We start from the raw sequence: 10,069 nt of genomic DNA, 5'->3' as shown, positions 1-10,069 counted from the left end.
CTGCTTCAAAGCATTATTGGTTCGTCGTTTTCTATGGCGATGCGCAGCGCATTAATGTGTATTGGCGCAATCATCATGCTGTTTGCGACCAATATTAAGCTGACGTTGATTGTATTGGCCTCGGTGCCGTTTATCCTGATTCCGATTTTGGTATACGGTCGACGAGTGAGAGCCCTATCTCGCCAAAGCCAAGATTCGATGTCTGACGTGGGTTCTTATGCTGGCGAAGCGATTGAGCATATTAAAACGGTGCAAAGTTATAGCCGAGAAGCACAAGAGAAAGCGTCATTCGCAATTGAAGTAGAAAAGGCTTATGTGATTGGTCGCCAACGTGTAAAACAACGCGCGATTCTTATCTCTGGTGTGATTGTTATCGTGTTCAGTGCGATTGCAGGCATGCTTTGGGTTGGCGGCAGCGATGTCATCAACGGCACTATGTCTGCGGGTGACTTAGCGGCGTTTGTCTTCTATGCCATTATGGTCGCTTCGTCATTAGGTACGATTTCTGAAGTGATGGGTGAATTGCAACGTGCGGCAGGTGCGACAGAACGATTAATTGAAATTCTACAAGTTGAAAGCCATATTGTTGCGCCAGTTACGAACCCAACCTCGCTTGCTAACGTAACGCCAGAAGTCGCTTTTGTTGATGTGACCTTCTGTTACCCATCAAGACCCGACCAGCCCGCAACAAGCAACCTCACGCTAACGGCCCATGAAGGTAAAGTGTTGGCATTGGTTGGTCCGTCTGGCGCAGGTAAAACCACCCTATTTGAACTGCTGCAACGTTTCTACGACCCACAAATAGGCAAAGTAACGTTAGGCGGTGTTGAACTGAATCAGTTTGATCCGAATGAATTAAGAAAGCAGATGGCGCTTGTACCGCAGCAACCTGCTCTGTTCAGTAACGATGTATTCCATAACATCCGATACGGAAACCCAGAAGCAAGAGACGAGCAAGTTATCGAGGCGGCCAAGAAAGCGCACGCGCACGAGTTCATTCAGAACTTACCTAAAGGCTATCACAGCTTTCTTGGTGAACGTGGCGTGAGATTGTCTGGCGGTCAGCGTCAGCGTATCGCAATCGCACGTGCCATCCTAAAAGATCCGAATATTCTCTTATTGGATGAAGCAACCAGTGCGCTAGACAGTGAAAGTGAGCATCACGTTCAACAAGCTTTAGAAGAGTTAATGCGTGGCAGAACTACGATCATTATCGCCCATCGATTATCAACAATTAAACACGCCGACCAGATTGCGGTGCTAGATAAAGGGCAGCTAGTAGACATCGGCGACCACCAGTCTCTCATCAATAGCTGCGAATTGTACCAACGCTTAGTTGAACTGCAATTCAAACACCTTAATCGCTGAGTTATGGAGCAAATGCGTTCAAGTCATTAAGTAATGAAAGACTAAGTCCCTGACATTGTGTGGTTTCAAGCTTCAAAAACTTAAATCACACGTGTTGCAGTTTTGTTAATTTAACGGTAGGGTTTTTATTCCAATAACAACTTATCCCGATGAAGGATAAGCAGATAACGTTAATTACCCAGATAACACTAACTACACAGATAACAATAAGAGAGTTCGCATGGAAGCACTATTATCTGACTACCCGGTAGTAACAGAAATCCCTGTCGCTTGGGGAGAAATGGACGCGCTTAATCACGTTAACAACGCCGTATATTTTCGTTATTTCGAAACTGCTCGCTTAGATTTTTTCAAACATGTCGAGCTGATGGAAGAGATGGCGATTACCAAAGTTGGCCCTGTTCTTGGCGACACTTATTGTAAATATTTCAGACCAGTCACGTATCCAGACACGCTGATGATCGGTTCGCGTGTTACAGACATTCAAGACGACCGCTTCACCATGGAATACGCGATCGTCAGTAAGGCTCAACAGAAGCTGACGACAATCGGCACTGCGACCATCGTTATGTTCGATTTTGCTTCAAACCAAAAAGCGCTGCTTTCACTGCGTTTAACCAATGAAATCGAGAAGATGAACACGTTAAAGAGCCCATGCTTCAAACAGGAAGCTGTGACGGAATAACCTATTCGCTAATTGAAAAAGACTCAGAAAATTTCAGACATTAAAAAGCCACTCGATTGAGTGGCTTTTTTTTGATCTTCTGGACTTTGAAGCTTTTGGCTATAGACCTATAGACCTATAGACCTTGCACGTATTGAGCGTTAGTTCGAACTTCAACCATCTGCTCTAGGTTCTGTTGTGAACCATCAACGCCGTCAATCAAACCTTGGAAGTGTTTGATAAGCTCTACTTTGTCTTGTACTTCTTTCGAACCCGCACCGATGTTGGTTAGGTCGATGAAGAACTCGTCGAACAGACCAGAGAAATCCGTTACAGCGTCATGGTTTAAGAACTGCTCGTGGTTGTAAATGCTTGGGTAGCCGCCCTTCTGCTTATCAACCGCGAAAGAGATACCTTTCACGTTGGTTATCGTGGTCGCTTTCTCACACTTCAGCATACAACCGGCTTCAATGCTTGGCTTGTTACAACCTACCGTTCTTTGGAAGAAACACTGACGGCTGGTCATCATCAAAATTGGGTGGTAGATGCTGTAGAACAGTTTGAAGTTCTCTGGACGGCGAATATGACGAATCTGACCTTTGTTGATCTCGTTCGAAATGAAAGCACCAGCACAGTTTAGCTCTTCTTTCAGCGTAACCAATGCGTGAGAGTTGGTGGTGTTCATGAACGGGCCGGCAACCCACTCAATTCCCATCTCGTAAGCTTTGTAAGCAATACCCGTGTTGTTGGTCACGATGCGAGCTGGCTTGATCTCTTCAAGGATACGAACTGCTTCGTCGTAATCTTTGCCGATCAATACTGCAGGGAACCAAGGAATCAAACGTGGGTTTGCTGCCAAGATATCGATGTACTTGTTACAACGCTTCTTGAAGCTTTCAGGCAGTTTGAAGTAAACATCCGCGTCAGTTACGTCACACAGGTGCAAGTCTTCCACATCAGCGATAAGCATCGACATGGTTGGCTTCTCGTTCACCTTCGGTTGCTGAGGCAGTGCTGGCACTTCAACGTGCTTAATCACTTTTACAGAGCCGTTTAAGATGAAATCGATTTCGTCTTTCAAGACCGACACTTCTTTCAAAGGAAGAATCAGACCTTCATCTAAGTTGTCGTAGTTACAGTTTTCAAGCGTATGAACAGCACTCTTCACTGACTTGAAACGCTTTTCAAGTAACGCCTGAGTAATCGCAGTCTCTTTAGCTGTTGCCAATAACGATTGAGATTGAACCGTAAAGTTTTCTTTTGGTGTGTTAACTGTCACCGTAAATGGTTGACCCACCTTAGCGCTAAACGACAATGACACCGGTGTTTTACGAATATCAAGGAACTCGATCTTGTCGCGCATTTCACTACCTAGCGCATTCTTAGCTTCGTAAAGATCGCTAGTTACTTCTTGAATTTGCACAACAGAGATTTCATTGTTCTCTTTCGTCGCTTTATCAACGGCGTAGTTCATGCTGTTGTCGCGAGGGTTATCGATGAACATGTCTTTCGTTAGGTTGCCCTTAAGGAAAGAGTTGGTGAAATCACGGTTGAATACTTTGTGTAGGTTCGAATCGTCTTCGATCAACAAACCACTTTCTACAAAGCTATCAATCTGTTTACGCCACGTGTCTACCACAGTGTATACGTAGTGTGCGCCCTTAATACGGCCTTCTACTTTCAACGAGTCAACTTTCGCGTCAACCAGTTCAGGTAGGTCGTAGTAAGCGGAGTTATCTTTCAAGTTCAGTGGGAACTTGTTGCCTGCGTTGGTGATTTCGTATTCATCACGACACGCTTGGCTACAACGCCCACGGTTACCTGAGTTACCCACACTTACTGAGCTTGAGTAACATTGACCAGAGAATGCGATACACAAAGCACCGTGTACGAACACTTCAGTCAATACATCGTGATCGTGTGCCACTTCCGTCAGCATTTTGATTTCTGGTAGGTTCAATTCACGAGACAAGTTAACGCGCGTCGCGCCAATCTTAGACAAGAACTTAATCTGGCCTTCGTTGTGCGTCGTTAACTGAGTCGATGCGTGAACATCTAACGATGGGAAATGCTTTTTCACCAAATCAAACAAACCAAGATCTTGAACGATGATGCCGTCTAGTTTGGTGTTCACCAGTTGGTTCAGCAATTTAGTGATAGTCTTAATTTCATGCTCCAGCAGCACAACGTTAAGAGTCAGAAACACTTCACAACCATATTCATGAGCAAGGCGAATCACACCATTCAACTCATCTAACGAAAGGTTAGAGGCTCTGTTACGAGCGTTGAAGGTGTCTAAACCACAATAAACCGCATTGGCACCGGCCACGATAGCGGCTTTAATCGCCTCGACATCGCCACCTGGGGCTAATAACTCAATCTTTCTGCTCATTTTTGAAGTCGCTCACTTACTTATAATTTTTAAGGCGCGTATTCTACCTACAACACGATCTCTTTACCACCTAACAACACTTTCCAAACTAAATGACCTCAATAATGCCAAACGAATTCGATTTACCTATCCTTTATTCTTTAAGACGCTGCCCTTACGCTATGCGAGGAAGGATGGGCATCGCACTATCACAGCAGAAAGTGTTACTTCGAGAAATTATTACCAAAGATAAGCCTAGCGAACTATTGGCAAGTTCGCCAAAAGGCACTGTTCCAGTATTGGTATTGCCTGATGGTCAAATCATCGAACAGAGCTTAGATGTGATGAACTGGGCGCTTCAACAAAACGATCCTCAAGATCTTCTGCGCTTAAGCAATCCAATACTTAGCGAGCAAGTCCAACAACTCATCAAAACCAACGATGAAGAATTCATTGGTCACTTAGAGAAATACCGCGCTTCAGTGCGTTACCGAAACATCGATAGTGAACAACGTCGACAAGCCTGCGAAGCGTTCATTCGTCAGTTAGAAGCGCTACTCACCGATCAGCCCTACTTTTTTGGAGAAACCCCAAGCTTAGCCGATTTTGCCGTGATGCCGTTTGTTAGCCAGTTCGTAAGAGTCGAGAAGAAGTGGTTTGTGCAATCTGAATATCAGAACGTTGGACGTTGGTTAAGAGCGCACCTTGAAAGTAAGCTCTACACCCAAGTCATGAAGCAATACCCTTTGTGGAATGAAACCAAGCAAGATTGTTTTTTTGGGTAGAATTAAGTCTCCATGAATTGCTGGAGATAACTCCATATTGCTGAAGATTACCGAAGATGACTGTAAACAGTTCTAAATAAGCATAGACAGCTCTCTATTGTTATGAAAATCGTGACACTGAATCACAAGCGATGCTATTGATGGCATATTAGATATCAACGAAAATCGCCTTTCACTCAATCACAACGTTAGTTTGAAATGCGCTATGCCAAAAAACAAAATAAACACATTCAACACACCTAGCCCCGATTTTAAAGGGTTCGCGAAAGTTTCACTGTTAGTGGCCTTCTCGCTTGCCCTTTCAGGCTGCAGCGCGAAAAACAAAGCAACCAACACAAGCCCATCTGCTGAGCAGCAGAATCAAGCCTACATTCCAACAAACGTTATTTACTAATCAAATTCCGACGGACTTTATGATAGACAAAGAAAACGTCGATCTATTGATTGAAGAAGGTAACAAACAACTTGTTGCCGATCCGGAATTCCGAAACTTCTTATCATTTGAACGCAACAAATAATGCTAATCTAGTTGCTTATTAAAGCGCAATTTGGCAACTAAAGTTACGTCATAACTTCACCTTTACAAGGATCACTATGGAATTTGAAAACAACATCTTACATCTCGGGTCATTCTTTGCAGTGACCATGGGGATCGTGGTTCTATTTATCGGTCGAAGGCTTAACCAGGTCATCGGTTTTTTGAAAGAGTTTAGTATTCCTGAACCTGTCTCTGGCGGGATTTTGGCATCACTCCTGTTCGCGGCGCTTTACGCGACGACCTCAATCGAAGTGCAGTTTGATCTGTTTGCCCGCGATGTATTATTGGTCTACTTCTTTACCACGATTGGTATTAACTCAAGTTTGAAAGACCTGTTTAAAGGCGGAAAGCCCTTGGTGATTTTGCTAGCAATCACTATCTTCTTCATGATTATGCAGAACATCGTCGGTATTTCTGTCGCATCAATGTTTGGCCTAGAGCCTGTCTTTGGCCTACTCAGCGGAAGTATTTCACTGATTGGCGGGCATGGTACCGCGATTGCTTGGGCACCCAAGGTTGCAGAAGAGTTCGGCCTAGAAAGCGCGATGGAAATAGGTATCGCCAGTGCAACATTCGGGCTGATTTTAGCCAGCCTGATGGGGGGGCCTATTGCGAAGTTTCTCATCAAACGTCACAACCTCAAACCTGCTGACGGGCAATCAAACTCAATCGATTCAAATGCAAAAAAACAACACCAAGCTCTTACATCATTTCAATTTTTAGACGCCGTGTTAGCGATTCATATTTGTGTCATTGTCGGCGCGTTGCTTAATGAATTGATCAGTCAAACCGGGTTACAGCTTCCACTGTTCGTATCGTGTTTATTTGCAGGTATCGTGATCACCAACGTAATGCCAGAGTCATACCCAAGAATATCAGGCACTAAATGGCCAACACGCTCGCCTGCTATCGACTTAATTGCTGAAATATCCTTGGGTACATTTTTGGCGATGTCACTAATGAGCATGCAACTTTGGACGCTCATTGATTTGGCGGGTCCTATCTTCGCGATATTGGCAATGCAGCTGCTACTAGCCGTGATAATCAATATCTTCATCGTGTTCCCATCAATGGGTAAGACCTATGATGCAGCCGTTGTATGTGCTGGGTTTGGAGGGATTTCGTTAGGTTCAACACCTACAGCCATGGCAAACATGTCGGCAGTAAGTCAGAAATATGGGCATTCAGCACAAGCCTTCATCATCGTGCCATTGGTATGCGCGTTCTTCATTGATTTAGCGAACGCACTGATTATTCCTTACTTCATGAGAATGATGTAGCTGACCTTTGTTAAGACGGTACACCACAATTTGTTAAAGCGGTGTACCGCAATTTATTTAGGCGGTATACCCCAATAAAAAGAGCCGCTCATACAGAGCGACTCTTTTACTAATGACTCAATTTGACTATCACTAACGACTACCCAAAGCTTATTGAATCGCTATCGAAATCTCGACTTCAGTTTCGCCTTTGTAAAATTCAAAGTCTGTCGTGTAAGTTCGAACATGTGGGCAATCTGCTGCGTTGAAGTACGCCCACACTTCGCCCCATAAATCGATGACCGCTTGAGGAAGTTCACCTTCAGCAGAAAACGTCAGATATTTACCTGCTTCAATTTCGGTTTCGACTAGGTCATCTAAATTGTTATCGGTAAGTGCATTGGTACATGCAATAACATCAAACTCACCAGTAAAATCCGATTGGTAATTGGTGTAGACACCATACACTTTTGAATCTGGTGTCAGCTTAGGAAAAGCTTGATCGAAAAAACCTTGCCATAATTGACCTATCTTTGCTTTTGTTGGATCAATCTCATCGGTATTAGTGGTTCTTACTGAAAACCCGTACGCCTTTACGGCTTCAATCGTTTCTACTTTCATTCGTTTTATTCCTAAGCCAATCGACGTTTTAACTATGTAAAATCTTAACTAATCTTGTATCTCTTTGTGGCCACACTTTTCACAGACAAGATGACGAGAAAACTCATCCATTGACGCGATAAACGGGCCAAGGAACCAACCTTTTATCATGCCTGCCCAAAACTCGCTTCGCTTTTGGTTAGGTTTGTCTGCAAACGCACTGGTCTTTCTGACCAACACAACAACGTGTTGTGTGTCTTCTCTGCACGCGGTGCAATAGCATTGTTCTATGGTGTTATTCATTTGAAAGCCTATGACGTTTTGAATGAAATTTGCTGAAAATGAGGATTGTTGACACAGACTTCTAGTGTGGAAAGATCAGTGAGTACGACAAGTTGTTCTACACCTTGAATACTGACCTTAATGCACTCTTCACGGCTATCATTGCGTTGAGTATCTAATCCGACACATTCAATCTGCTCGCCAGACTTCAGCGTTAATTTGATTGGGTATCGGTGCATACACACAATCTCAATATAATCGTAATCGTTGCAACTAATCATAATACCCCTCCAATTCATCCACCACGCTAATGCGACACGCCATACTATGCAATATGCATATAATCAATCATTTACCCAAATCACATTGATGTTCGTCCGAAACTAAACTTGCTTCTAAACCTACTTCTAAACTTAGCTTAATCCAGCTTAACCCATTCACGTTTCTTCTACTCACGCCTGCTTATTCTTTCATTGTTAAATAATAATCGAGAACAAAACAATGAAAACCATGAACCATTTACACGTGTTAGCTTTTTTAGGCTTAGTCGCTTCAATGATGACGTTTAATGCAAGTGCCGCCTCAGAAATCGATGCGAGGCACTTTGCCAATGGCAAAGCCAAATACACGCAGCTTTGTCGGGTGTGTCATGGCGACAAAGGACACGGTGATGGCCCCACTGCCGCTTCATTGCCACACAAGCCCGCCAATATCGCTAATAAACTAGGCGGCTTTTTTACCAGTCCAAGTTCTTTGGCGGATGACATTTTAGAAGGTAACGTAGAACAAGGTATGCCAGCATGGCAAGGTGTTATCACAAAGCAAGACGCGTTAGATGTCTTGTCATATATAGATTCAATTCAGTAAATTTTCACTTGTTTGAGCATTCTTGTATAAACACCATGTGGGGCTACATTGTCACGCGTGGCTATATCGGGGGACAGCGATTACTTGAGAGCTTTCCAATAATGATAAAGCCCATCGATATCTGAAGAACACATCAACGACATTGCGCCTTTGATCTGTTCTTCGCTCCACTCCCACCATTTCATTTCTAACAACTGAGCAATCTCAGTGTCATCGAATCGATAACGGATATGACGTGCAGGGTTTGAACCGACAATCGAGTATGGCGCTACATCTTTGGTCACAACCGCTCTACTCGCGATAATCGCCCCGTCACCAACCTTAACACCACTCATGATCATCGCTTCTGTACCGATCCACACATCATTACCAATCACGGTATCGCCAGAGCGTTCAAAGCCGTCGATCGCACCTTCAAACTTCTCGTCGTCTTGATAGAAAAACGGGAAAGTGCTGACCCACTGATTTTGGTGGCCTTGGTTTCCCGCCATCATAAATACGGCACCTGAACCAATCGAGCAATAACTGCCGATGATCAACTTGTCGATGTCTGTTCTATCAGGCAGCAGATAACGCGCACAATCATCAAAGCTGTGATTGTGGTAATAACCTGAATAGTAGCTATGTTCGCCCACGATGATGTTGGGGTTGGTCACTTGTTCTTTCAGTGACTTTCCGACAAACGGGCTCTCAAAATAGTTTTTCATGTTTGTACTCTTAGTTTCGTTCTTTTAATTAGGTACTTTTGTTGCGTGTTTATGGTTTTAACAGGTTTATCTTAGTGTAAATGCCAACGTGCCCTAACGACCGCCTGCAATATCAATAAACGAACCGGTTACATACGAAGCTTCGTCTGATAATAACCATGCGATAGAGTTAGCCACCTCTTCTGGTGTGCCGCCTCGTTGTAACGGTAGCTGCGAAGCGAGTCTGTCTACGCGATCAGGCTCTCCGCCATCTGCGTGCATCTCAGTATAAATACAACCTGGCCTTACGCCATTCACTCGGATATTACGTGAAGCCAATTCAAGCGATAAGCCTTTAGTGAGTGAATCCATCGCACCTTTCGATGCTGCGTAATCCACGTACTCAAACGGTGCGCCCGTTCGCGAAGCCGCAGACGATACATTCACAATCGAACCCGCACCGTCAGCTTGTTTGATAAAGGCTTTACTGCAAAGGAAGCAGCTTGATACGTTCGATTTCATCACCTTTTCAAAGCGATCCAATTCGATGTCAACCAAAGGTGACTGAGTAAACAAAATCCCGGCATTATTGACCAAGTGAGTCACTGGACCTAGCTTGTTACGAGCAATCTCGAATAAGGACTTCACG

Annotated in this window: 12 protein-coding genes; 6 read left to right on the top strand and 6 right to left on the bottom strand. The window is 44.1% G+C overall.

The genetic code is table 11. The annotated features are described in order from the left end of the window. Both AB4232_RS12125 and AB4232_RS12120 read left to right on the top strand, forming a co-directional pair. A partial coding sequence (locus tag AB4232_RS12125) for an ATP-binding cassette domain-containing protein (protein ID WP_372087195.1) occupies positions 1-1,368 on the top strand: 1,368 nt, incomplete at its 5' end. A 220-nt stretch (positions 1,369-1,588) separates the two neighbouring features. Next, entirely contained in the window at positions 1,589-2,053 is a 465-nt protein-coding gene (locus AB4232_RS12120; protein ID WP_009846805.1) for a thioesterase family protein, read from the top strand. A 115-nt stretch (positions 2,054-2,168) separates the two neighbouring features. On the opposite strand, the gene AB4232_RS12115 is transcribed toward AB4232_RS12120, so the two are convergent. Further along, positions 2,169-4,424 (bottom strand): peptidase U32 family protein, encoded by a 2,256-nt coding sequence (locus tag AB4232_RS12115; RefSeq protein WP_017104327.1) that lies wholly within the window; start codon positions 4,422-4,424, stop codon positions 2,169-2,171. 104 nt (positions 4,425-4,528) lie between these two features. On the opposite strand from AB4232_RS12115, the gene AB4232_RS12110 reads away from it, so the two are divergent. The 3 genes from AB4232_RS12110 to gltS all read left to right on the top strand — a co-directional run bounded on the left by AB4232_RS12110 (position 4,529) and on the right by gltS (position 7,006). Next, positions 4,529-5,188 (top strand): glutathione S-transferase, encoded by a 660-nt coding sequence (locus AB4232_RS12110; protein WP_372087194.1) that lies wholly within the window; start codon positions 4,529-4,531, stop codon positions 5,186-5,188. A gap of 205 nt (positions 5,189-5,393) precedes the next feature. Then, complete coding sequence (locus AB4232_RS12105) at positions 5,394-5,582, top strand: hypothetical protein (protein WP_372087193.1); 189 nt, start codon at positions 5,394-5,396, stop codon at positions 5,580-5,582. Positions 5,583-5,782: 200 nt separating this feature from the next. After that, on the top strand, positions 5,783-7,006 hold the full coding sequence (gltS, locus tag AB4232_RS12100; RefSeq protein WP_372087192.1) for a sodium/glutamate symporter: 1,224 nt from the start codon (positions 5,783-5,785) through the stop codon (positions 7,004-7,006). Between the two features lie 150 nt (positions 7,007-7,156). On the opposite strand, the gene AB4232_RS12095 is transcribed toward gltS, so the two are convergent. The 3 genes from AB4232_RS12095 to AB4232_RS12085 are packed head-to-tail and all read right to left on the bottom strand — an operon-like array spanning position 7,157 to position 8,148. Beyond that, the gene (locus tag AB4232_RS12095; protein WP_009846810.1) at positions 7,157-7,606 is read right to left on the bottom strand and encodes a GyrI-like domain-containing protein; all 450 of its coding nucleotides are present in this window, start codon (positions 7,604-7,606) and stop codon (positions 7,157-7,159) included. 48 nt (positions 7,607-7,654) lie between these two features. Beyond that, complete coding sequence (locus AB4232_RS12090; RefSeq protein ID WP_004733848.1) at positions 7,655-7,888, bottom strand: hypothetical protein; 234 nt, start codon at positions 7,886-7,888, stop codon at positions 7,655-7,657. Positions 7,889-7,896: 8 nt separating this feature from the next. Further along, on the bottom strand, positions 7,897-8,148 hold the full coding sequence (locus AB4232_RS12085) for a Rho-binding antiterminator (RefSeq protein WP_029223861.1): 252 nt from the start codon (positions 8,146-8,148) through the stop codon (positions 7,897-7,899). A gap of 220 nt (positions 8,149-8,368) precedes the next feature. On the opposite strand from AB4232_RS12085, the gene AB4232_RS12080 reads away from it, so the two are divergent. Beyond that, a complete protein-coding gene (locus tag AB4232_RS12080; protein ID WP_102258491.1) occupies positions 8,369-8,734 on the top strand; it encodes a cytochrome c in 366 nt (121 codons plus the stop codon). 80 nt (positions 8,735-8,814) lie between these two features. On the opposite strand, the gene catB is transcribed toward AB4232_RS12080, so the two are convergent. Together catB and AB4232_RS12070 are read right to left on the bottom strand one after the other, a co-directional pair. After that, positions 8,815-9,441: a type B chloramphenicol O-acetyltransferase gene (catB, locus tag AB4232_RS12075; RefSeq protein ID WP_372087191.1), complete on the bottom strand. Its 627-nt coding sequence runs from the start codon at positions 9,439-9,441 to the stop codon at positions 8,815-8,817. 93 nt (positions 9,442-9,534) lie between these two features. Then, on the bottom strand, positions 9,535-10,069 hold a 535-nt coding region (locus AB4232_RS12070), incomplete at its 5' end, for an SDR family oxidoreductase (RefSeq protein ID WP_372087190.1).

This window comes from Vibrio sp. 10N.286.46.A8, from assembly GCF_041470165.1.
GTDB classification, from domain to species: Bacteria; Pseudomonadota; Gammaproteobacteria; order Enterobacterales; family Vibrionaceae; genus Vibrio; species Vibrio tasmaniensis_A.
The sequence above is the reverse complement of the archived record's forward strand: the minus strand, read 5'-3'. Positions and strand labels throughout refer to the sequence as shown.

Coding starts and splice junctions, on each gene's coding strand:
- AB4232_RS12115 (WP_017104327.1), bottom strand. CDS start 4,424: ATGAGCAGAAAGATTGAGTTATTAGCCCCAGGTGGCGATGTCGAGGCG.
- AB4232_RS12095 (WP_009846810.1), bottom strand. CDS start 7,606: ATGAAAGTAGAAACGATTGAAGCCGTAAAGGCGTACGGGTTTTCAGTA.
- gltS (WP_372087192.1), top strand. CDS start 5,783: ATGGAATTTGAAAACAACATCTTACATCTCGGGTCATTCTTTGCAGTG.
- AB4232_RS12090 (WP_004733848.1), bottom strand. CDS start 7,888: ATGAATAACACCATAGAACAATGCTATTGCACCGCGTGCAGAGAAGAC.
- AB4232_RS12085 (WP_029223861.1), bottom strand. CDS start 8,148: ATGATTAGTTGCAACGATTACGATTATATTGAGATTGTGTGTATGCAC.
- AB4232_RS12080 (WP_102258491.1), top strand. CDS start 8,369: ATGAAAACCATGAACCATTTACACGTGTTAGCTTTTTTAGGCTTAGTC.
- AB4232_RS12110 (WP_372087194.1), top strand. CDS start 4,529: ATGCCAAACGAATTCGATTTACCTATCCTTTATTCTTTAAGACGCTGC.
- catB (WP_372087191.1), bottom strand. CDS start 9,441: ATGAAAAACTATTTTGAGAGCCCGTTTGTCGGAAAGTCACTGAAAGAA.
- AB4232_RS12120 (WP_009846805.1), top strand. CDS start 1,589: ATGGAAGCACTATTATCTGACTACCCGGTAGTAACAGAAATCCCTGTC.
- AB4232_RS12105 (WP_372087193.1), top strand. CDS start 5,394: ATGCCAAAAAACAAAATAAACACATTCAACACACCTAGCCCCGATTTT.